The organism is Pseudomonas sp. BRG-100 (assembly GCF_000737955.1).
In the GTDB taxonomy this organism is placed as follows: Bacteria; Pseudomonadota; Gammaproteobacteria; order Pseudomonadales; family Pseudomonadaceae; genus Aquipseudomonas; species Aquipseudomonas synxantha_A.
The window spans coordinates 673,350-699,319 of sequence record NZ_JPRX01000001.1 but is presented as its reverse complement, the minus strand read 5'-3'; the positions used below and the strand labels follow the sequence as shown (position 1 = coordinate 699,319).

General features: G+C 63.0%; 2 protein-coding genes. Both read left to right on the top strand.

All coding sequences use genetic code 11. The annotated features are described in order from the left end of the window. Positions 1–78 precede the first annotated feature (78 nt). Positions 79–14,112: a non-ribosomal peptide synthase/polyketide synthase gene (locus JH25_RS23925; protein WP_032876313.1), complete on the top strand. Its 14,034-nt coding sequence runs from the start codon at positions 79–81 to the stop codon at positions 14,110–14,112. Positions 14,113–14,115: 3 nt separating this feature from the next. Then, positions 14,116–25,965, top strand: a complete 11,850-nt coding sequence (locus JH25_RS23930) for a non-ribosomal peptide synthetase (protein WP_032876310.1) — start codon at positions 14,116–14,118, stop codon at positions 25,963–25,965. The last annotated feature ends 5 nt before the right edge of the window (positions 25,966–25,970 follow it).

Here is a 25,970-nt window from a genome sequence, read left to right as displayed (position 1 = left end):
TAATTTTTCCCTTCCCGGTTCGTTTTATAGGGACGACGTGCCTTTGTGCTTCCCGCCTATTGCCCCGGATTCGAAGAAATGAATGCTGAAGACTCCTTGAAACTTGCTCGCCGGTTTATCGGGCTGCCCCTGGAAAAACGCCGACTGTTCCTGCAAGCCTTGCAGAAAGAGGGCGTGGATTTTTCCAGGTTTCCGATACCGGCAGGGGTGGAGGTTGAGGATCGCCAGGCGCTTTCCTACGCGCAGCAGCGCATGTGGTTTCTCTGGCAATTGGAACCGGCCAGTGGCGCCTACAATTTACCTGGCGCGGTGCGCTTGACCGGCGCGCTGAGCCTACCTGCGATGGAGCAGGCGTTCGCCAGCCTGGTGGCGCGTCACGAAACCCTGCGCACCGTGTTCCAGCGACAGGCCGACGAGCGCTTGGCGCAGGTGGCGGTAGAACCTGCGGTGAATGTCGAGCAGTTGGACGTCAGCGCCTTGCCAGCCGCCGAGCGCGAGCAGGCCGTCAGCGACGCCGCTACCCGCCAGTCCCTGTTGCCGTTCGACCTGGAGCACGGCCCGCTGCTGCGTGTGCAACTGCTCAAACTCGCCGATCAAGAGCACGTGCTGCTGCTAACCCTGCATCACATCGTCTCTGATGGTTGGTCGATGAACGTACTGATCGACGAGTTCATTCGTTGCTATGACGCCCATGAGCGCAACGAAGAACCGCAATTGCCGGCGCTGCCGATCCAGTACAGCGACTATGCCCTGTGGCAACGGCGCTGGCTGGAAGCGGGGGAGCAGGCGCGCCAGTTGGAATACTGGCAGGCGCGCCTGGGCGACGAGCATCCGGTACTGGAACTGCCCACCGACCACCCACGCCCGGCGATGCCCAGCCATCAAGGCACGCGGCATAACTTCGCGATTGATCCGGCATTGGCGGCGCAACTGCGCAGTTGCGCGCAAAAACACAACGTCACTTTGTTCATGCTGCTGCTGGGCGCGTTCAATGTGCTGCTGCATCGCTATACGGGCCAGGGTGATATCCGCGTCGGCGTGCCGATTGCCAATCGCAACCGCACTGAAGTCGAAGGGCTGATCGGTTTCTTCGTCAACACCCAGGTGTTGCGCACCGAACTGAGCGGGCAAACCCGCGTCACCGAGCTGTTGCAAGGCATCAAGGAACACGCGCTGGGTGCCCAGGCCCATCAGGAATTGCCCTTCGAGCGCCTGGTAGAAGCGCTGAAAATCGAGCGCAACCTGAGTCACACGCCGCTGTTCCAGGTGATGTACAACCACCAGCCGGTCGTCGCCGACATCGCTTCGGTCAGTACCGCGTCCGGCCTGGAGCTGGCCCTGGTGGAATGGCAAGGCCGCACCACGCAGTTCGACCTGACCCTGGACACCTATGAAAAATCCGGCACCCTGCACGCCGCGCTGACCTACGCCAATGACCTGTTTGACGCGCCGACCATCGACCGCATGGCCCAACACTGGATCAGCCTGTTGCAGGCGATGGTGTTGGATGGCAAACAGCGTATCGGCGAATTGTCGATGCTTGATGCCCAAGAACAGCACCGGCTGGTTCACACCTGGAACCAGACTGCCGAGTCATACCCAACCGAACGCGCAATTCATCACCTGATCGAAGACCAGGTTCAGCGCGCCCCGGATGCACCGGCACTGGTATTCGGTACAACCACCTTGACCTACGCCCAGCTCGACAGCCGGGCCAACCAGCTGGCCCACGCCTTGTGCGAGCAGGGCGTAGGCCCCGACGTGCTGGTGGGGATCTGTGTCGAGCGTTCCGTCGAAATGGTCATCGGCTTGCTGGCGATTCTCAAGGCCGGTGGCGCCTACGTGCCCCTCGACCCCGAGTATCCCCAGGAACGCCTGGCCTACATGATCGAAGACAGCGGCATTCGGTTGCTGCTCAGCCAGCAAAGCCTGCTGGCCGCGCTGCCCGCTGCCGGTATCCAGGTGATTGCCCTGGATCAGCCGGCGCTGTGGCTCGACGGCTACAGCCGCGAAGCGCCCGCCGTGGCGGTCCATGCCCTCAACCTCGCCTATGTGATCTACACCTCCGGCTCCACCGGCAAGCCCAAGGGCGCTGGCAACAGCCACCGTGCGTTGGTCAACCGTTTGAGTTGGATGCAGCAGGCGTACGGCCTGGATGCCGCGGATGCAGTGTTGCAGAAAACCCCGTTCAGCTTCGACGTGTCGGTGTGGGAATTCTTCTGGCCGCTGATGACCGGTGCGCGCCTGGTGGTTGCGGCGCCTGGGGAGCACCGTGAACCGGCGCGCCTGATCGAAACCATCGGCCGGTACGCCATCACCACGTTGCACTTCGTGCCGTCAATGTTGCAGGTGTTTATCCATGAGCCGGGCGTTCAAACGTGTGCGAGCCTCACGCGCATCGTGTGCAGTGGCGAAGCCTTGCCCCTGGATGCGCAACGGCAGGTGTTCGCCAGGCTGCCCGATGTGGCGCTGTACAACCTCTATGGCCCGACCGAAGCGGCCATTGACGTCACCCACTGGACCTGCATCGACGAAGGCGCCGACAGCGTACCCATCGGCCGCCCGATCGCCAACCTCGCCACCTATGTGCTCGACGCCCAACTCAACCCGGTGCCTGACGGTGTAGCTGGCGAGCTGTACCTGGGCGGTAGCGGCCTGGCGCGCAGTTATCATCGGCGCCCGGCGTTGACCGCCGAACGTTTTGTGCCAAGCCCGTTCGTGACGGGTGAGCGGCTGTATCGTACCGGTGACCGTGTGCGCCAGCGCGCCGATGGTGTGATCGAATACCTCGGCCGCCTCGATCACCAGGTCAAGTTGCGCGGCTTGCGTATCGAACTGGGCGAAATCGAAACCCGCCTGATGCAGCACCCGCAAGTGCGCGAAGCGGTGGTGTTGGTGCAAGGTGGCAAACAATTGGTCGCGTACCTGGTGTGTGAAGGCGAGGAGCCGACCGACCTCAAGGCCTGGCTGCTCGGCAGCCTGCCGGAATATATGGTGCCGACCCACTTCCTCACCCTGGCCAAGCTGCCGGTGACCGCCAACGGCAAGCTTGACCGCAAGGCATTGCCACTGCCGGATGCAGCGCTGCAACAGGCGTTTATCGCCCCACAAGGCGACCTGCAAACAGCCCTGGCGGCGATCTGGAGCGATGTGCTCGGCGTTGAACAGGTCGGCCAGGACGATAACTTCTTCGAGCTGGGTGGCGACTCGATCATTTCTATCCAGGTGGTCAGCCGCGCCCGCCGGGCCGGTATCCGACTCAGCCCCCGGGACCTGTTCCAGTACCAAAGCATCCGTAGCCTTTCACGGGTGGCCAGCTTCGACCAAGTCAGCCTGATCGACCAGGGCCCGATCAGTGGCGAGGTGATTCTGACCCCAGTGCAACAGCACTTTTTCGCCCAGGCGATCCCGGCACATCATCACTGGAACCAGTCGTTGCTGCTGACCCCGCGAGAGGCGTTGCAGCCCGCGCAGCTGGAAGCGGCCTTGAACCAGCTGATCCAGCATCACGACGTCTTGCGCCTGCGTTTTGTGCAGCAGGCGGATGGCTGGCATCAGAGCCATACGGCACCCCTCGTCGAGCCGCTGCTGTGGCAGTCCCACGCCAACATCGACGCCGAGTTGGCAGCGCTGTGTGATGAAGCCCAGCGCAGCCTCGACCTCGAACAAGGCCCGCTGATACGCGCCGCATTGGTGAGCATGGCCGATGGCAGCCAACGCTTGCTGCTGGTGATCCACCACCTGGTCGTCGATGGTGTGTCTTGGCGCATCCTGCTCGAAGACCTGCAACAGGCTTACCGCGAACAGTCGCTGCCGGCGAAAACCAGCGCGTACCAGCATTGGGCGCAGCAACTTCACGACCACGCGCAAACCCTCGACGAGCAACTGCCGTACTGGCAGGCGCAATCGGTCGACACCGATCTACCTTGCGACCACCCCGAGGGCGGCCTGCAAAACCGGCTGGGCACCAAACTGGAAACCCGCCTCGACGCCGAGCAGACCCGCCGGTTGCTGCAAGACGCACCGGCGGCCTATCGCACCCAGGTCAACGACCTGCTGCTGACGGCCCTGGCGCGGGTGATCAGCCGCTGGAGCGAACAACCCGCTGCGCTGATCCAGCTCGAAGGCCATGGCCGCGAAGACCTGTTCGACGACATCGACCTGAGCCGCACCGTCGGCTGGTTCACCAGCCTGTTCCCGGTGCGTCTGCGCGCCGAAGGCGAGTTGTCCGATGCGATCAAATCGGTCAAGGAGCAACTGCGCGCCGTGCCCGACAAGGGCCTGGGTTACGGTCTGCTGCGTTACCTGGGGTCGCCGCAGGCCCGCGAAAGCCTGGCGAACCTCGCCGCACCGCGCATTACGTTCAACTACCTGGGCCAGTTCGACCGTCAGTTCAATGAGTCGGTACTCTTCGTACCGGCCAGTGAAGGCAGCGGCCAAGCCCAGGATCCCGAGGCACCGCTGGCCAACTGGTTGACGGTGGAAGGGCAGGTGTATGGCGGTGAGTTGGCGCTGCAATGGGGCTTCAGTCGCGAGATGTTTGACGTGTCGAGCGTCCAGCGTCTGGCGGATGAATACACCGCTGAACTCAAGGCGTTGATCGAACATTGTTGTGCTGCTCCGGCAGGGCAGGTGACCCCGTCGGATTTTCCGTTGGCACGTCTTACTCAGCAGCAACTGGATGCATTGCCCGTGGCGGGGTCGGCCATTGCCGATCTTTACCCGCTGTCGCCGATGCAGCAGGGCATGTTGTTCCACACGTTGCTTGCGCCCGAGGCCCAGTCTTATATCAACCAGTTGCGCCTCGACATCGAAGGGCTCGACCTATTGGCCTTCGGGCGTGCCTGGCAGGCCGCGCTGGACCGCCATGACACCCTGCGCAGCAGCTTCCACTGGCTGGGCATGGACAGTGCTCACCAGTTGATCCAGCACCAGGTTGACCTGCAACTGCAAGTGATTGAAGACCCGTATGCCGACTTCGACGCCCTGGCCCAGGCTGAACGTGAGCGCGGTTTCGCACTGAATGCCGCGCCGCTGTTTCGCCTGACCCTGGTGCGCGGTGCGGGCGCGGCCTGGCACCTGATTTTTACCAGCCACCACATTCTCATGGATGGCTGGAGCAACGCGCAGTTGCTTGGCGAGGTCATTGCTCACTACGCAGGCCAGGCTGTGCCCGCACCACTGGGGCAATGGCGCGATTATTTGGGCTGGTTGCAACAGCAAGGCTCTGGCGAAGCGTTCTGGAAAGCCGCACTGGCAGCATTGCCGGCGCCGACCTTGCTGTCCCAGGCACTGCGCAAGCCGGTGGACGGGATCGGCATGGCGGACCATCACGTGGCGCTGGACAGCGACGTTACCCGACGTCTCGGCGAGTTTGCGCGCCAGCACAAAGTGACCCTCAATACCGTGTTGCAGGGCGCCTGGAGCCTGCTGTTGCAGCGCTACACAGGCCAGGATTGCGTGGCCTTTGGCGCCACCGTGGCCGGGCGTTCTGCGCCACTGCCAGGGATCGAGCAGCAACTGGGCCTGTTCATCAATACCTTGCCGATCATCAGCGCAGCCTCGCCAGCCCAGTCGGCCGCAAGCTGGCTCGGCGAGTTGCAAGCGCTCAACCTCAGCCTGCGCGACCATGAGCATGTACCGCTCTACGATATCCAGGCTTGGGCCGGCCATCACGGCGCGCTGTTCGATACTTTGCTGGTGTTCGAAAACTTCCCGGTTGCCGAGGCGCTCAAGCAAGGCGCGCCGGCTGGCCTGACCTTCGGCCGCCTGCACAACCATGAACAAACGCACTACCCATTGACCCTGGGCATTGAGCTGGGGGCCAACCTGCGCCTGGAGTTCAGCTACGACCGTTCCCTGTTCAGCGAGCCGCAAGTCGCCCGCCTGAGCGCCAACCTTCAACACCTGCTGGCGCAATTGCTCGCAGATGCCCATGTACCCCTTGGTAACCTGCGCCTTCTCGACGCCACCGCACAGCAGAATATGCTCGCTCTCAGCCGGTCAGCTGCGGCTGCCCAGGGTAACGAGCGCGTGCATCAACGCATCGCTGCCCAAGCCCAGGCCACCCCAGACGCCATGGCTGTACTGGCCGGTGGCGAAGGCTTGACGTACGCCGAGCTAAACCAGCGGGCCAATCGTCTGGCCCATCGCCTATTGGAGCTTGGTGTCGGTCCCGGACAACGGGTGGGCCTGGCTTCGCGTCGTGGCCCACAGTTGATTGTCAGCCTGTTGGCGGTACTCAAAAGTGGCGCGGCCTACGTACCGCTGGACCCGAAATACCCCGTCGAGCGCCTGGCCTACATGCTCGCCGACAGCCGACTCAACCTGCTGCTCAGCGAAGTGGGTTTGCTCGTCGATCTGCCATTGCCCCAAGGACTGGCACGTGTGGATTTCACCGCCTGCGGTGACGAGCTGGCCGGCTACCCGACGACCAACGTGCCCAACCCTGCCGCCGCTGCTGATCTGGCGTATGTGATCTACACCTCGGGCTCCACCGGTCAGCCCAAAGGTGTGGCCATCGATCATGCCGCCCTCGGTCAATTCTGCGACAGTGCCACGCTGTACAGCCGCTTGAGTGCCGAGGATCGCGTCTTGCAGTTTGCGACCTTCAGTTTCGACGGTTTTGTCGAGCAGTGCTTCCCGCCCTTGTGTGTGGGTGCAGTGTTGATCATGCGCAGTGATGAGCTGTGGGACGCCGGGCAACTGGCGCGGGAGATCGTCGAGCAAGGCGTAACCCTGGCCGACTTGCCGGCGGCCTACTGGTATCTGTTGGCGCAGGAATGTGCAGTGCACTGCCGCTCCCTGGGCAAGCTGCGCCAGGTGCATGTGGGCGGTGAAGCCATGGCGGTGGAGGGGGTACGTGCCTGGCATGCCGCAGGGCTTGGTCATGTGCGCCTGGTCAATACCTACGGGCCGACCGAAGCCACGGTGGTGTCCAGCGTGCATGACTGCCAGTTGACCGATGCCAACGACGCGTACGGCGTACCGATTGGGCAGGCGATTGCGGGGCGTGCGCTGTATGTGCTCGACAGCGGTTTCGAACTGCTGAGCACCGACGGTGTGGGCGAGTTATGCATCGGCGCCGAGGCGGGCTTGGCCCAGTGCTACTTCGATCGCCCGGCGCTCACTGCCGAGCGCTTCTTGCCGGACCCATTTTCCGCCACGCCCGGTGCGCGGCTTTATCGCAGTGGCGACCTGGCCCGGTACAACGCGGCGGGGGCGCTGGAATACGTGGGGCGTATCGACCATCAGGTGAAGATTCGCGGCCTTCGTATCGAAATGGGCGAGATCGAAGCCAGCCTGCAAGCCTTGCCCGACGTGCGTGAAGCGGCAGTGATTGCCCAGCCGAGCGCGATCGGCATTCAGTTGGTGGCGTATGTGGTACCCGCCGATGATCAGCAGTTGGAAGCGCAGGCACTGGCGACACGCTTGCGTCAGGCGTTACCGGATTACATGGTGCCGGGACATTGGGTGGTACTCGATGCCTTGCCGCTCAACAACAATGGCAAGCTCGACCGCCGGGCGCTGCCGGCACCGGATCTGAGCCAGGCGTGCGCCGTGTACGTGGCACCTCAGAGCCCTTTGCAGGTGCAGTTGGCAGCGATCTGGCAAGCGGTGCTGCACGTGGAGCGGGTTGGCCTGGACGACCACTTCTTCGAGCGCGGCGGTCACTCGTTGCTGGCGACTCAGGTGATCTCACGGGTGCGTCACGACCTCAAGCTGGACGTGCCGTTGCGGGCCCTGTTCGAACAGCCGACGCTGGCAGCCTTCGCGGCGGCTTGCGCAGGCTTGACGGCCGATACGGCGCCAGCGCTCCAAGTACTTGGACGTGAGCAGCCGCTGGCGTTGTCCTTTGCTCAGGAGCGTCAATGGTTCCTGTGGCAATTGGACCCGGCCAGCGCGGCTTACCATGTACCGACTGCATTGCACGTGCGCGGTCAACTCGACAGTGCGGCACTTGCACGCGCCGTCCAGGCCCTGGTGCAGCGTCATGAGCCGCTGCGCACTACATTTGTGGAGGCGGGCGAGCACACCTTGCAAGTCGTCCACCCCAGTCTGACCGTGCCGATTGAGCAGCAAGCGATCGACGCCGATGCCATCGAGCACGCCGTCAGCGAAGAAATCCAGCGCCCGTTCGATCTGCTTGACGGCCCATTGATGCGCGTCAAGTTGCTGGTCGTTGCGCCTGAGCACCACGTGCTGGTCATCACCCAACACCACATCATCTCTGACGGCTGGTCGATGCAGGTCATGATCGACGAGTTGGTAGCGTTGTACCAAGGTGACACGGGCTTGCCGGCCTTGCCGATCCAGTACGCCGACTATGCCCGTTGGCAGCGGGATTGGATGGCGGCAGGGGAGCAACAACGCCAGCTCGATTACTGGTGCGCCCGTCTGGGTAACGAACATCCGCTGCTGGACTTGCCTCTGGACCATCCGCGCCCAGCGGTGCAGAGCTATCGCGGCGCACGCCGGCAGATCCATCTTGACCGCGTGATGCTGGCTGAGCTCAAAGCCTTGGCCGAACGCCAGGACGTGACCTTGTTCATGCTCCTGCTGGCCTCGTTCCAGACCTTGCTGCACCGCTACAGCGGCCAGTCGCAGGTTCGCGTCGGCGTGCCGATCGCCAACCGTAATCGTCTCGAAACCGAGCGGCTGATGGGCTTCTTCGTCAATACCCAAGTACTGCAGGCGCAGTTGCACGGGCAGATGCCTTTCGAGCAGTTGCTGGGCCAAGTCAAACGGCGCGCTTTGGAAGCCCAGGCCCATCAGGACCTGCCGTTCGAGCAACTTGTGCAGGTGTTGCAGCCGGAGCGCAGCCTGAGCCATAACCCGCTATTCCAGGTGATGTTCAATCATCAAAGCAGCCTGCGTTCGGGTTCAGTGCAACTGCCTGGCCTGGTGTTGCAGCCAATGGACTGGGCGGGTCACAGCACGCAGTTCGACCTGAACCTGGAAACCGAGGAATCGGCCGACGGCCTCTGGGCGTCCCTGACCTACGCCACCGACTTGTTTGACGCTGCAACGGTGGAGCGTCTGGCCGAGCATTGGCAAAACTTGCTGCGAGCGGTCGTGCACGATGCCTCCCAGCCCTTGGATGAACTGGCGATGCTGAGCACGTCGCAATGGCAACAAATGGTGCACGACTGGAACCGCAGCGACACCCCATACCCACACGAACACTGCGTACACCAGCTGTTTGAGGCCCAGGCCGTGGCGCAACCCGACGCCATCGCGCTGCACTTCGACCAGGAGCGCCTGAGCTACGGTGAACTCAACCGCCGCGCCAATCGCCTGGCCCATCGTTTGATCGCCATGGGCGTCGGCCCGGACGTGCTGGTGGCAGTGCACGTGGAGCGCTCCCTGGACATGGTGGTCGGCTTGCTCGCGACTCTCAAGGCCGGTGGCGCCTATGTCCCACTCGACCCGCAATTCCCGGCAGAGCGCCTGGCGTTCATGCTCGAAGACAGCCGCGCCCGGGTGCTGCTGACCCAGGCGCACCTGCAAGGGCGCCTGGTGCAGCCGCAAGGCGTGCAGGTGCTGATGGTCGAGGATGTCGGCACGCAGGCATATAACCCGCAGGTTGCCGTTACACCGCAAAATCTGGCCTACGTCATCTACACCTCCGGCTCCACCGGCAAGCCTAAAGGGGTGATGGTAGGCCACCAGGCGCTGTGCAGCTTTACCAGCGGTATGGCCGGCACCTTGGATATTGGCCGGCAGACGCGGCTGTTGTCGCTGACGACCTTCTCGTTCGATATCTTCGCCCTGGAGCTGTACGTGCCGCTGAGTATGGGCGGCACAGTGCTACTGAGCGCCCAGGACATGGCCCTCGACCCTGAGGCGATTCTCGAACTGGCCCAGCGTCAGGCCGCGAGTGTGCTGCAGGCCACGCCATCGAGCTGGCGCATGTTGCTCGATAGCCCGCGCGCCCATTTACTGAGTGGCATAACCTGTCTGTGCGGTGGTGAAGCGCTGCCAGCCGACTTGGCCCAGCGCCTGCTCGAGCTGCAAGGTACCGTATGGAACCTCTATGGCCCGACGGAAACCACCATCTGGTCAGCGGCTCATCGTCTGCACCAAGCGCAGCCTTTCGTTGGACGGCCGATTGCCAATACCGGGTTGTTTATCCTCAATCCGGGCCTTACGCCATGCCCGCAAGGCGCGTCTGGCGAGCTGCTGATCGGCGGTGTCGGCCTGGCGCGCGGTTACCACAGGCAGCCGGCGCTGACTGCCGAACGCTTCGTGCCCAACCCGTTTGGGGCGCCGGGCGAACGCCTGTACCGCACCGGCGACCTGGCACGCTACCGGGCCGACGGCGTGGTGGAGTACATCGGGCGCGTCGACCATCAGGTCAAGGTCCGTGGTTTCCGGATCGAGCTGGGTGAAATCGAAGCCTGTCTGCGTGAGCACGACGGTGTACGCGAAGCGGTGGTGCTGGCCGATAACGACCGCCTGATCGCCTATCTGGTCAGCTCCGCACCGCAGCCACAGCAGGCGTACAAAGCCGCGCTGCGCGAGCGCCTGCCGGATTACATGGTGCCTGCGCACTGGATGTTCCTCGATAGCCTGCCCTTGACCCCCAACGGCAAGCTCGACCGCAAGGCGCTGCCCAAACCGGAGGTTGGCGATTCACTCAAAGGCCATATAGCACCGGTAACCCTGCGCGAGCAGCAGGTGGCGGCCATCTGGGCCGAAGTGCTGGAGGTGCCGCAGGTCGGCCTCGACGACCACTTCTTCGAGCTGGGTGGCCATTCATTGCTGGCTACGCGTGTGGTGTCGCGGGTTCGCCAGGCCCTGACACTGGAAGTTGCGCTCAAGACCTTGTTCGAACACCCCCTGCTGAGTGATTTCGTTCGGGCCTTGGGCGAGGAGGGCGCTGCTGCGCCAGCGTTGCTCAAGGCCGACCGCACGCAGCCTTTGCCGCTGTCCTACGCTCAGGAGCGCCAATGGTTCCTCTGGCAACTGGACCCCACCGGCGCCGCGTACCACATCCCCAGCGCCTTGCGTTTGCAAGGGCCGCTGGACCTGAGTGCACTGCAACGCAGCTTCGACAGCCTGCTGGCGCGCCATGAAAGCTTGCGCACGCATTTTCAGCAACAGGCCACCGGTGCGTTGCAGGTCATTGAGGCCGTTGGCTGCGTCGATATCGACCGGGTCGATAGTGATTACGCTAGCCTCAAGGCGCGGGTCGCCGAAGTGGTCGCCCACCCGTTCGACCTGCTGCGCGGGCCACTGCTGCGGGTCAAGTTGCTGCGTCTGGCTGACGATGATCATGTGCTGGTGCTAGTGCAGCACCACATCGTCTCCGATGGTTGGTCGATGCAACTGATGGTTGAGGAGTTGGTGCAGTTGTATGCCGCCTTCAGCCAGGGTCAACCCCCAAGCCTGCCGATGCTGCCGATCCAGTACGCCGACTATGCCGTATGGCAACGCGACTGGATGGCCGCGGGCGAGCAGGCACGTCAATTGGCCTACTGGCGCGAGCATTTGGGCGGCGAGCAACCGGTGCTGGAATTGCCGTTCGATCACCCGCGCCCGGCACAGCCAAGCCATCGCGGCGCCCGGTTGGGCATCGAGTTGGCCCCCGAGCTGTTGGACGGCTTGCGCAGCCTGGCACGCAGCGCGGGTGTGACGCTGCCGATGGTGCTGCTGGCGTCTTACCAGGCCTTGTTGCATCGCTACAGCGGCCAGGAGGACGTGCGCGTCGGCGTGCCGATTGCCAACCGCAACCGTCTCGAAACCGAGGGTTTGATTGGCTTCTTCGTCAACACCCAAGTGCTCAAGGCCGATATTCATGGCCAGATGAGCGTGGAGCAATTGCTGCACCAGGTACGCCAGCGCTCTTTGGAGGCTCAGGCGCACCAGGACCTGCCCTTCGAGCAGTTGGTGCAGGCTTTGCAACCGGAGCGCAGCCTGAGCCTGAGCCCGTTGTTCCAAGTAGTGTTCAACCACCGTGTAAGCGGTGCCGACAGCCACCTGAGTCGCCTGACCGACCTGCACGTGGAGGTCCTGGATCTGGATGAGGGCGTGGCCCAGTTCGACCTGGCGCTGGATGTGGAAGAAAGCCCGACCGTGCTGCGCGCCTCCCTGAGTTACGCCACTGACCTGTTCGCTGTGGCGACCATCGAGCGCATGGCCGGGCATTGGCAGAACCTGTTGCGGGCAATGGTGGCCGACCAACAACAGGCTATCGGCCAATTGAAGCTGCTGGGCCAGGATGAGCAACAGCACATCCTTGAGCTGTGGAACCAGACCGGCGCCGGTTTCTGCGCCGAGCGTCTTGTTCACGAGTTGGTAGCCGACCGTGCCCGGGAAACCCCGGATGCGGTGGCGGTTAAGTTCGATGCGCAAACCCTGAGCTACGCCGAACTGGATCGCCAGGCCAACCGCCTGGCTCATGCCCTGATTGCCCGTGGCGTCGGCCCGGAAGCACGCGTGGCGATTGCCATGCCGCGCAGCGCCGAGATCATGGTGGCGTTCCTGGCCGTGATGAAAGCCGGTGGCGTGTATGTACCGCTGGATATCGAGTACCCGCGTGATCGCTTGCTGTACATGATGCAGGACAGCCGTGCGCAACTGCTGCTGACCCATAGCTGTGCGTTGCAGCAACTGCCGATCCCCGAGGGGCTCACCACCCTGGCGATTGATCGCAGCGAAGAATGGGCCGATTACCGTGATACGGCACCAGACGTGGCGCTGGATGGCGACAACCTCGCCTACGTGATCTACACCTCCGGTTCCACCGGCCTGCCCAAGGGCGTGGCGGTGTCTCACGGGCCGTTGGTGGCGCACATCATCGCCACCGGCGAGCGCTATGAAACCTCGCCGGCCGATTGCGAACTGCACTTCATGTCGTTCGCCTTCGACGGCTCCCACGAAGGCTGGATGCACCCGTTGATCAACGGCGCCAGCGTGTTGATCCGTGATGACAGCCTGTGGTTGCCCGAATACACCTATGAGCAGATGCACCGCCATAACGTGACCATGGCGGTATTCCCGCCGGTGTACCTGCAACAGTTGGCCGAACATGCCGAGCGCGACGGCAACCCACCGCCGGTGCGGGTGTATTGCTTCGGCGGTGATGCCGTTGCTCAAGCCAGCTATGACCTGGCTTGGCGCGCGCTGAAACCCAAGTACCTGTTCAACGGCTACGGCCCTACCGAAACCGTGGTTACGCCGTTGTTGTGGAAAGCGCGCAAGGGTGACCCATGCGGCGCTGTCTACGCACCCATCGGCACCTTGCTCGGCAACCGCAGCGGTTACGTCCTGGATTCGCAACTCAATCTGCAACCCATCGGCGTGGCAGGCGAGTTGTACCTGGGCGGCGAGGGCGTGGCCCGGGGTTACCTGGAGCGCCCGGCACTGACTGCCGAGCGTTTCGTGCCGGACCCGTTCGGCAAATCGGGCAGCCGTGTGTATCGCAGCGGCGACCTGACCCGTGGGCGTCCGGATGGGGTGGTGGACTACCTGGGGCGTGTCGACCATCAGGTGAAGATCCGGGGTTTCCGTATTGAGTTGGGTGAAATCGAAGCGCGTTTGCGCGAGCAGGTCAGCGTCGGTGAAACCGTGGTAGTGGCTCAGGAGGGCCCGACCGGCAAGCAGTTGGTGGCCTATGTAGTACCGGCAGATGCCAGCCTGGCAGACCCCGCCGAGTTTCGCGATGCCCTGCGGCGAGCCTTGAAAGCCGACCTGCCGGACTACATGGTGCCCAGCCACTTCGTATTCCTGGCGCAAATGCCGCTGACCCCCAACGGCAAGCTCGACCGCAAGGGGTTGCCATTGCCGGATGCGAGCCAGATGCAGCAACAGTACGTGGCCCCGCAAACCGAGCTTGAACAACAGATCGCTGCGATCTGGGCCGACATCCTGCACCTGCCGCAAGTGGGCCTGAACGACAACTTCTTTGAAGTCGGCGGCCATTCCTTGCTGGCGATCCAGATCACCTCCCGGGTGCAAGCCGAATTGGGCCTTGACGTGCCGCTGATGGAACTGTTCCAGACCGATTCGCTGCGTGCCTACGTGCAGGCGGCAGCCACTTTCCGCGCCGGCAGCGTGGAAGATTTTGATGACCTGCGTGACTTTTTGAGCGAACTAGAGGCGATTTGAACCATGCTTTCCAATCCTAATATCGACTTGGTGTCGCGCTTTCTTCGCTTGCCTCTGGAGCAGCGCCAGCAGTTTTACCAGCGCCTGCAAAGCCGGGGCATGAGTTTCGCTCAACTGCCGATTGCCTCGATCCGCGAGGACGGCCAACATCTGCCGCTGTCCTACGCTCAAGAGCGCCAGTGGTTCCTTTGGCAACTGGATCCGGACAGCACCGCCTATCACATCCCCGGGGCCCTGCGTTTGCACGGGCACTTGGACCTGGCGGCATTGCAGCGCAGTTTCGACAGCCTGCTGGCCCGGCATGAGAGCTTGCGCACACAACTGGTCGAGGACGGCGAACGCCTCTGGCAAGCGGTGATGCCCCAGGCGCGGGTGCAGATCCACCAGGCGCGTATCGACGAGGCACAGTTGATGGCGCGGGTGGAAGCCGAAGTCGCACGGCCGTTCGATTTGCACCAGGCGCCGTTGTTGCGCGTGACGCTGCTGCAACTGGCCGAAGATGAACATGTGCTGGTGATGGTGCAGCACCACATCGTCTCCGATGGTTGGTCGATGCAAGTGATGGTCGAAGAGCTGGTGCAGTTCTACGCCGCTCACAGTCAGGGCCATGATTTGCAACTGCCTGAGCTGCCGATCCAGTACGCCGACTACGCCCTGTGGCAACGAGGCTGGATGGAGGCCGGAGAGCAGGCGCGCCAGCTGGCCTATTGGCAGGCCCTGCTGGGCGGCGAGCAGCCGGTGCTTGAGCTACCGCTGGACCGCCCGCGTCCGGCGCAGCAAAGCCATCGCGGTGCAAGCGTGCAGGTGCATCTGCCACCGGCTCTGGTGACCGGTCTCAAGCGCCTGGCGCAACAGGAGGGTGTGACGGCGTTCATGCTGTTGCTGGCGTCGTTCCAAGCCCTGTTGTATCGCTACAGCGGGCAGTCGGACATTCGTATTGGCGTGCCGAATGCCAACCGAAACCGTGTCGAAACCGAGCGGTTGATCGGCTTCTTCGTCAATACACAGGTGCTCAAGGCTGACCTCGACGGGCAGATGAGCTTTGCCGAACTGCTGCAACAAACGAAGCGTCGCGCCCTGGAGGCCCAGGCCCATCAGGATCTGCCGTTCGAACAACTGGTGGTGGCGTTGCAGCCCGAACGCAGCTTGAGCCACAACCCATTGTTCCAGGTGATGTTCAACCACCAGACCGACGCCCAGGGCGGCCGCGAAGGCCAGCAGTTACCGGGCCTGCGTGTGGTGGAACTGGAGTGGGACAGCCCGACCACCCATTTCGATCTGAGCCTGGATACCCATGAGTCCGCCGAGGGCCTCTGGGCTGCGCTGACCTATGCCACTGACTTGTTCGACGCCGCTACCGTCGAGCGCTTGGCGCAGCACTGGCAGCACGTGTTGCAGGCGGTGGTGAACGCACCGCGCAGCCGTCTCTGCGAGCTGCCGATGCTGAGTGCCGTGGAGCAACAGGTGATGCTCCAGGATTGGAATGCTCCGGCGTGTGCCACCACCCTGCACGCGGTGCACCGGCTGTTTGAAGCCCAGGCCGACCGGCAGCCAGGCCGCCAGGCCCTGGCCCTGGATGACCAGGCCCTCAGCTATGGCGAACTGAACCGCCAGGCCAACCGTCTGGCGCATTACCTGCTGGCCCAGGGCATCGGCCCTCATGGGCCGGTGGGGATCTGCATCGAGCGCTCCTTTGCCATGGTGGTCAGCTTGCTGGCGGTGCTCAAGACGGGCGCAGCCTATGTGCCGTTGGACCCTGAGTACCCGCGCGAACGCCTGGTGCATATGCTTGAGGACAGCGGCGTCGGCCTGGTGTTGACTCAATCCCACCTGCGCGGGCGCCTGCCGTTGCCGGCTCATGTGTCGTCCGTGGATATTGATCTGGCCCCATTGGCGCAGTGCTCCGAGGACAATCTACCGACTGATGTCGAGCCCCAGAGCCTGGCGTACGTGATCTACACCTCCGGCTCCACCGGCAAGCCCAAGGGGGTTGCCATCAGCCATGCTGCCCTGAGTGAGTTCGTTGGCATCGCGGCGGATTACTCGCAACTGGTTGCCCAAGACCGGGTGTTGCAGTTTGCCACCCTGAACTTCGACGGTTTTGTCGAGCAGTTGTACCCGGCCCTGACCCTCGGTGCCACCGTAGTACTGCGCGGCCCGCAACTGTGGGACGGTGCCGAGCTGTATCGGCAGATCATCGCCCAGGGCATCACCTTGGCCGACTTGCCTACGGCCTACTGGAAGCTGTTCCTGCAAGACTGCCTGGCAGCGGGCCCGAGGTCTTATGGTGCCTTGCGCCAGATCCATATCGGCGGCGAAGCCATGCCGTTGGATGGCCCACTCCTGTGGCAGCGCGCAGGGCTTAGCCATGTGCGCTTGCTCAACACCTACGGGCCTACCGAGGCCACTGTGGTCTCCAGTGTGCTGGACTGCACCGACGCGAGCGCCGTCAGCGCCGCCGGTGCCAGCCCGATTGGCCGGGCGCTGCCAGGGCGTGGCCTGTATGTGCTGGACCGCGACCTGAACTTGCTGGCGCTGGGCGCAGTCGGTGAACTCTATATCGCCAGCGCCAGTGGCTTGGCCCGCGCTTATTTACAACGGCCGGGCCTGACTGCCGAACGTTTCGTCGCGGACCCGTTCGGCGCGGCAGGCGAGCGCCTGTACCGCACGGGCGACCTGGCGCGTTATCGCGCCGACGGCGTGGTGGAGTATGTCGGGCGGGTCGACCACCAGGTCAAGATCCGTGGTTTCCGCATTGAACTGGGTGAGATTGAAAGCGTACTGCTGGCTCAGGACAGTGTGCGTGAAGCCTTGTTGCTGGCGGCTGACAACCAACTGGTGGCCTACCTGGTGCCGGCGCAGACGCTGTCTGAAACCGAGCGCGCGGAGGCTGGCGAACAACTGATGCTGACCTTGCGTGAACACCTGCCGGACTACATGGTGCCAGCGCACCTGATCTTCCTCGACCACATGCCTTTGAACCCCAACGGCAAGCTGGACCGCCAGGCGCTGCCCAAACCCGAAGCCGCCGCCTTGCAACAGGACTGGCTGGCGCCGGTCACGCCGTTGCAGCAACAGGTGGCAGCGATCTGGGCGGATATCCTCGGCGCCGAGCACGTGGGCCTGAACCAGCACTTTTTCGAACTGGGCGGGCATTCGCTGTTGGCGATGCAGGTGGTATCACGGATTCGCCAGACCCTGAGCCTGGAAGTGCCGCTCAAGGCCGTGTTCGAACACCCACGCCTGGAGGCATTTGTCACCGCCTTGCAGGCCCAGGACAGCCCGATGCCGACGGCGCCACCTCTGCTGCCGGCGGGCCGCGAGCAGCCGTTGCCGTTGTCTTATGCCCAGGAGCGTCAATGGTTTCTGTGGCAACTGGAGCCCCAGAGTGCGGCGTATCACATCCCCAGTGCATTACGCTTGAAAGGGCAGTTGGATCTAGGCGCGCTTCAGCACAGTTTCGATAGCTTGCTGGCGCGCCATGAAAGCTTGCGCACCCATATTCGCCAGGATCACGACGGCGCGGTGCAAGTGATTGAACCGCAGGTGGCCTTGCCGATCACCCAGGCTGATGTCGATGAGGCCCAGCTTCAGGCCCGGGTAGAAGCGTTGATTGCCCAGCCGTTCGACCTGCAGCAGGGCCCGTTGCTACGCGTGACGTTGCTGCGCCTGGCCGCCGACGAGCATGTGTTGGTGCTGGTGCAGCATCATATCGTCTCCGATGGTTGGTCAATGCAGTTGGTGGTCGAGGAGTTGGTGCAGTTGTATGCCGGTTACAGCCAAGGCCAGGATGTGCCGCTACCGGTGTTGCCGATCCAGTACGCCGATTATGCCGTATGGCAGCGTAACTGGATGGACGCCGGCGAGAAGCAACGTCAACTGGCCTACTGGCGTGAGCTGTTGGGCGGTGAGCAGAGCGTGCTGGAGTTGCCGTTCGACCACCAGCGCCCGGCGGTGCAGAGCCACCGTGGCGCGCGCCTGGCCTTCGAGCTGGCGCCCGAACTCACTCAGGGCCTCAAGGTGTTGGCGCAAGAGCAGGGCGTGACCCTGTTCATGTTGCTGCTGGCATCGTTCCAGACTTTGTTGCACCGCTACAGCGGACAGGAAGAAATACGCGTCGGTGTGCCGATTGCCAACCGCAATCGCAGCGAGACCGAGCGGCTGATCGGCTTTTTCGTCAACACTCAGGTGCTCAAGGCGGATGTGCATGGGCAGATGAGTGTCGAGCAGTTGTTGCAGCACGTTCGGCAACGCGCGGTCGAGGCCCAGGCCCACCAGGACTTGCCGTTCGAACAACTGGTGGAAGCTCTGCAACCTGAGCGTAGCCTGAGTCACAACCCGTTGTTTCAGGTCATGTTCAACCACCAGACCGATGTCGGCCAGGTCCAGGTTCAGCGCCAATTGCCAGCGTTGCAGGTGCAAGGGCTGGAGTGGGAAAGCAAGACCGCTCATTTCGACCTGGACCTGGATATCCAGGAGTCTACCGAAGGCATATGGGCCACCCTGGGTTATGCCCAGGACCTGTTCGAAGCTGGCACTGTGCAACGCATGGCGCGCCACTGGCAGAACCTGCTGCAGGGGATGGTTGCCAACCCGCGGCAGCAGCTCAGTCAGTTGAGCTTGCTGGACGCGGCCGAACAACAACAGATCCTGCAACTCTGGAACCGCACGGATTCTGGCTTCTCGGCCGAGCGCTGGGTGCACGAATTGTTTGCCGATCGCGCCCGGGAAAACCCGACGGCGGTGGCGGTGAAGTTCGACGCGCAAACCCTGAGCTACGCCGAACTGGATCGCCAGGCCAACCGTCTGGCTCATGCCCTGATTGCCCGTGGCGTCGGCCCGGAAGTGCGCGTGGCCATTGCCATGCCGCGCAGTGCCGAAATCATGGTGGCGTTCCTGGCGGTGATGAAAGCCGGTGGCGTGTATGTGCCGCTGGATATCGAGTACCCCCGTGATCGCTTGCTCTACATGATGCAGGACAGCCGCTCGAAATTGCTGCTGACCCATTCGGCAGTGCAGCAGCGGTTGCCGATCCCGGAGGGCCTGGAAGCCTTGGCGGTGGATCAGGTACACGCCTGGTCAAGTTATAGCGAAACAGCACCGAATGTGGCGCTGGACGGCGACAACCTCGCCTACGTGATCTACACCTCCGGTTCCACCGGCCTGCCCAAGGGCGTGGCGGTGTCTCACGGGCCGTTGGTGGCGCACATTATCGCTACCGGCGAGCGCTATGAAACCTCGCCGGCCGATTGCGAACTGCACTTTATGTCGTTCGCCTTCGACGGCTCCCACGAAGGCTGGATGCACCCGTTGATCAACGGCGCCAGCGTGTTGATCCGTGATGACAGCCTGTGGTTGCCCGAATACACCTATGAGCAGATGCACCGCCATAACGTGACCATGGCGGTCTTCCCGCCGGTGTACCTGCAACAGTTGGCCGAACATGCCGAGCGCGACGGCAACCCACCGGCGGTACGGGTGTATTGCTTTGGCGGTGATGCCGTTGCTCAAGCCAGCTATGACCTGGCTTGGCGCGCGCTGAAACCCAAGTACCTGTTCAACGGCTACGGCCCTACCGAAACCGTGGTTACGCCGTTGTTGTGGAAAGCGCGCAAGGGCGATCCATGCGGTGCAGTCTACGCACCCATCGGCACCTTGCTCGGCAACCGCAGCGGTTACGTCCTGGATTCGCAACTCAATCTGCAACCCATCGGCGTGGCAGGCGAGTTGTACCTGGGCGGCGAGGGCGTGGCCCGGGGTTACCTGGAGCGCCCGGCACTGACTGCCGAGCGTTTCGTGCCGGACCCATACGGCAAACCGGGCAGCCGTGTGTACCGCAGCGGCGACCTGACCCGTGGGCGTCCGGATGGGGTGGTGGACTACCTGGGCCGTGTCGACCATCAGGTGAAGATCCGGGGTTTCCGTATCGAGTTGGGTGAAATCGAAGCGCGTTTGCGCGAGCAGGTCAGCGTCGGTGAAACCGTGGTGGTGGCTCAGGAGGGCCCGACCGGCAAGCAGTTGGTGGCCTATGTCGTGCCGCTGGACTCAACACTTCTGGACGACGCAGTCGCTCAATCAAACGGCCGCGAAACCTTGCGTCGCGCGTTGAAATCCCGCTTGCCGGACTACATGGTGCCGACGCACTTGATGTTCCTCGAACGTATGCCGCTGACCCCTAACGGCAAGCTCGATCGCAAGGGCTTGCCGCTGCCGGATGTGAGCCAGATGCAGCAGGTGTATGTGGCACCTCAGAGCGAGTTGGAGCAGAAGATCGCCACCATCTGGGCCGACGTGCTGCGTCTGCCGCAAGTCGGCTTGCATGACAACTTCTTCGAACTGGGTGGCGACTCGATCATTTCGATCCAGGTGGTCAGCCGGGCTCGCCAGGCCGGGGTGCGCTTCACGCCCAAGGATCTGTTCCAGCATCAGACTGTGCAAAGCCTGGCGACCGTCGCCCGGGAAGGCGAGGGCACGGTGCAATTGGACCAGTCGGCCCTGACCGGCGAGTTGCTGCTGCTGCCAGTGCAACAAGGCTTCTTTGCCGATGACATTCCCCAGCGTCACCACTGGAACCAGTCCGTGGTGCTGCAACCGCACCAGCCGTTGCAGGCGCCGTTGCTGGTGGCGGCACTGCAGGCGTTGATCGTGCATCACGATGCCTTGCGCAGCACTTTCGTCGAGGGGCCGCAAGGCTGGAGCGCAGCTTACCGCGGTCCCGATCAGCACCAGGCTGAACAGGTGTTGTGGCAAACCACCTTGAACAGCGTCGAGGAGCTGGACGCCCTGGGTGAAGAAGCCCAACGCAGCCTCGACCTGGCTATCGGACCGTTAGTGCGTGCTGTGTTGGCGCAGTTGGCCGATGGCTCCCAGCGTTTGTTGCTGGTGATCCATCACTTGGTGGTGGACGGTGTGTCGTGGCGCATCCTGCTTGAAGACCTGCAAAGCGCTTACCAGCAACTGGCGCAGGGCGCTCCTGTGGCGTTGCCGGCCAAGACCAGCGCCACCCGCGCCTGGGCCGCACGCTTGCAGACCTATGCCCGTAGCGCTGCGCTGCAACACCAACTGGCCTGGTGGCAGACGCAATTGCAAGGCAGCCCGGTCGGCTTGCCCGGCGCTGATCCACAGGCAAGCTTGAGCAATCAGCTGGCGCTGAGCGTGAGCACGCAGTTGGACGGCACGTATACGCGACGTTTGCTGCAAGACGCGCCGAGCGCCTACCGCACCCAGATCAACGACCTGCTGCTCACCGCCCTGGCGCGGGTGATCACACGCTGGAGCGGCGAGGCCTCGATGTTGATACGGCTGGAAGGCCACGGTCGTGAAGACCTGTTCGATGAGATCGACCTGACCCGCACGGTCGGTTGGTTTACCAGCCTTTACCCATTGCAACTGGTTCCCGCTGACTCCCTGGGTACTTCCCTGAAACACATCAAGGAGCAATTGCGCGCCGTGCCCGACAAGGGCCTGGGGTTTGGCGCATTGCGATACCTGGGCGATACCGAGGCGCAACTGACGCTGGCGGCCTTGCCACGCCCACGTATTACCTTCAACTACCTGGGGCAGTTTGACGCCAGTTTTGACAATGGCGAACAGCCAGGGCTGTTCACACCGACCGGTGATGCCAGCGGTGCCGAGCAAAGCCAGCAGGCGCCTTTGGGCAACTGGCTGGAGATCAATGGCCAAGTCTTTGGCGGCGAGCTGAAATTGAACTGGAGCTTCAGCCAGGCGATGTTCGATGAAGCGACGGTGCAATGCCTGGCTGATGAATATGCAACTGAACTCAAGGCGCTGATCGACCACTGCTGTGAGTCGACGCACCAGGGCGTGACGCCGTCGGACTTCCCCCTGGCGCGGTTGTCCCAGGCACAGTTGGATGGCCTGGCGCTGAACGTGGCCGAGGTCGAAGACCTGTACCCGTTGTCACCGATGCAGCAAGGCATGTTGTTCCAATCGCTGTACGGCGAAGGCTCGGGTGACTACATCAACCAGATGCGCATTGATGTGCAGGGCCTGGACGCAGCGCGCTTCCACCAGGCATGGCAGGTGGCGGTGGAGCGTCATGAGATCCTGCGCAGCGGTGTTGTCTGGCAGGCGGAGCTTGAGCAGCCTTTGCAGGTGGTCTACAAGCAGGCGCACCTGCCGTTTGTGCAGTTGGATTGGCAAACGCGTGCAGACTGCAACCAGGCCCTTGATGACTTGGCCGAGTCGGCACGGGCCCAGGGCTTTGTGCTGGAGCAGGCGCCGTTGCTGAGCTTGACGGTGGTGCGCACGGGGGTATCGAGCTACCACCTGATCTACACCAATCACCATATCCTGATGGATGGCTGGAGTGGTTCGCAGCTGTTCGGTGAGGTGCTGCAACAGTATGCGGGCGAGGCGCTGCCCGCGCCGACCGGGCGTTATCGTGACTATATCGCCTGGCTGCAGGCGCAGGATAAAGCTGCCAGTCAAGCGTTCTGGAAAGACCAACTGGCCAGCCTGCAAGAGCCTACGCGTCTGTCCCGTTCCGCACAGTCTGAGGCGGACGCGGTCCTGGCGGTCAATGGCGAACATCGCTTGAGCCTGGATGCCGCGCAAACCGAACAGCTTAGAACCTTTGCCCAGCGCCACAAGGTGACCCTCAATACCCTGGTGCAAGGCGCCTGGTTGTTGCTGTTGCATCACCACACCGGGCAAGCCACCGTAGCCTTCGGCGCCACGGTGGCAGGGCGTCCGGCGCAACTTCGCGGGATTGAACAGCAGGTCGGATTGTTCATCAACACGCTGCCCGTGGTGGCGACGCCGGATGCGCAGATGTCGGTCAGCCACTGGTTGCAGCAACTCCAGCAGCAGAACGTTGGCTTGCGTGAGCAAGAACACACGCCGCTGTTCGAGATCCAGCGTTGGGCCGGGCTGGGCGGTGAAGCCCTGTTCGACAGTATCCTGGTGTTTGAAAATTATCCGGTGTCCGAGGCGCTGGAGCAGGGTGCACCGTCGGGGTTGCGGTTTGGTGCAGTGCACAGCCTGGAGCAGACCCACTATCCATTGACCGTGTTGTTGGCCCTCGGCGAGACACTGGGCCTGGAATTCAATTACGCCCGCCAGGTCTTCAGCACCGCGCATATCCAGCGCTTGGCCGAGCACTTCCAGCAGTTGCTGCTGGCCCTGGCCACCGATGGCAGTCAACGTCTTGGCGCGTTGCCGTCACTGGCGCAGGCCGAGCGTCAGTTGGTGGTGCAGGATTGGAATGCCACGGCGGTGGACTACCCGCTCGATCAAGCAGTACACCGCTTGATCGAGGCTCAGGTATTGCGCACGCCGGATGCGCAGGCGTTGGTGTTTGACGGGCAAACCCTGAGTTACAGCGCGTTGAACGCCCGGGCCAACCGGCTGGCGCACCGCTTGATAGCTGCCGGAGTCGGCCCGGATGTGCTGGTGGGCCTGGCGCTGGAGCGCTCGGTGGAAATGGTGGTCGGCCTGTTGGCGGTGCTCAAGGCCGGTGGCGCCTATGTGCCGCTGGACCCGGAATACCCCGGTGACCGCCTGGCCTACATGCTGCAAGACAGTGGCGTACAACTGCTGTTGACCCAGACCCACCTGCTGGCGCAGCTGCCGGTTCCAGCGGGTGTGAACACTCTGGTGCTGGAGCAGGGCGATGCCTGGTTGGAGGCGTTCGGCAGCCACAACCCGGATATTACCGTGCATGGCGAAAACCTCGCCTACGTGATCTACACCTCCGGTTCCACCGGCCAACCCAAGGGCGCCGGCAACCGCCATAAAGCACTGACCAACCGCCTGTGCTGGATGCAGCAGGCCTATGGTCTGGACGCCCGCGACAGCGTATTGCAGAAAACCCCGTTCAGCTTTGACGTGTCGGTGTGGGAGTTCTTCTGGCCGTTGATGACCGGCGCCCGCCTGGTGGTGGCGGCGCCGGGGGATCATCGTGACCCTGCCAGGCTGGTGAGCCTGATCAACTCGCAGCAGATCACCACGCTGCATTTCGTGCCGTCCATGCTGCAAGCGTTCTTGCAAGACGCGGCAGTTGCTTCGTGCCAGAGCCTGCAACGCATCGTCTGCAGCGGTGAGGCATTGCCCGTGGACGCCCAGCAACAGGTGTTCGCCAAGTTACCCCACGCCGGGTTGTACAACCTGTACGGTCCCACCGAAGCGGCTATCGATGTGACCCACTGGACTTGTGTCGAGGAAGGCCGCGATGCCGTGCCGATTGGCCGACCGATTGCCAACCTGGGTTGCTACGTGTTGGATGACAATCTGGAGCCGGCACCGGTGGGCGTGTTGGGTGAATTGTACTTGGGCGGTATTGGCTTGGCGCGGGGTTACCATCGCCGCGCGGCACTCACCGCTGAGCGTTTTGTGACTGACCCGTTCGGTAGCGGCACACGTCTGTATCGCACCGGCGACCTGGCGCGTTATCGCGACGATGGCGTGATCGAATATGCCGGGCGCATGGACCATCAGGTCAAACTGCGTGGCCTGCGTATCGAGTTGGGAGAAATCGAAGCGCGCCTGCTGGAGCTCGACAGTGTCCGCGAAGCCGCAGTGCTGGCGGTGGACGGCACGCACCTGGTGGGTTACCTGGTGCTGCAACAGCCGCTTGAGGATTGGAAAGCGGCGGTGGTTGCGTACCTGGCCGCGCAGTTGCCGGACTACATGGTCCCAGCGCAGTGGGTGGTGCTGACGCAGATGCCGCTGAGCCCGAACGGCAAGTTGGACCGTAAGGCACTGCCCAAGCCTGAGGCTCAGAGCGCTGAGCAACACCAGGCACCTGTCACCGAGATCGAGCAGCAGATCGCGGCGATCTGGCGCGAGGTTCTGGAAGTGGAGCGTGTGGGGCTTCGCGACAATTTCTTCGAACTCGGCGGCCATTCGCTGCGGGTGCTGATGCTCAAGGAGCGGATTCGCAAGGTCAGCGGCGTGAACCTGTCCGTCAGCCAATTGATGCTTAACCCCACCGTGGCGGGGCAGGTCAAGTGCTTGCAGGGCGATAGCCGAGCGTCGTTGATCGTCAAGCTTAACCAGCAGACGCAAGGCACGCCGTTGTTCATGTTCCACCCAAGCTTCGGCTCGGTGCATTGCTACACCGCGATTGCTCTGGCCCTGCGTGAGCAGCGCCCGGTGTACGGGGTAATGTGTCGCGCATTGGCTGAAGACGGCGCCGCGGTGCCGCATTGGCAGGTGATGGTCGAGGATTACACCGCGCAATTGTTGGCGGCCCAACCCCATGGCGCGTTCCGCCTGGCCGGCTGGTCGTTGGGCGGTAATCTGGCCATGGAAGTGGCCTACGGCCTGGAGCAAGCCGGCCGCGAGGTTGAGTTTGTAGGCTGGATCGACGCTGCGCCGCCGCAGTGGGTCAAACCCTACTGGGATGCTGTGGAGGTCGAGGACGACCTCGAAGTCTCAGCCAATGAGCGCCGTGCCGCCTTGTTGGGGGTGATGTTCCCCGAATTTGCCGAGTCCATCCAGGGTGCCTGGCAGCAATGCCGGCGGGATACCGAGGATGAAGCGCAGCAATGGCTGGGATTCGTGAGCTGGGCTGAACAGACCTTGGGCGAAGCATTTACTGCCGTCAAAGAGGAACTGCTGCGTGGCAATGAGGCGCAGATATCCTGGGACGTTGACCGGGCACTGAGTGAGCGCTTGCTGCAGGCTGACTTCAAGCCGATCAAGGCTCCCATCAGTTGCTGGTGGGCAGCCAAGAGCCAGGCAGGGCGATTCAAGGACGTGATTGAGCAGCAAATGGCGACGGTGATCAGCCAGGGGCGTATCGAGCGCTCGGTGATGATTGAAACTGATCATGACGGCATTATCGACAGCGCAGTGTTCATCAGCAGTTTGGCGGATGCGATGAGGTAAGCCGC

What these genes read in the sequence shown, in the direction of transcription:
- JH25_RS23925 (WP_032876313.1), top strand. Translation starts at nt 79, where the DNA reads ATGAATGCTGAAGACTCCTTGAAACTTGCTCGCCGGTTTATCGGGCTG.
- JH25_RS23930 (WP_032876310.1), top strand. Translation starts at nt 14,116, where the DNA reads ATGCTTTCCAATCCTAATATCGACTTGGTGTCGCGCTTTCTTCGCTTG.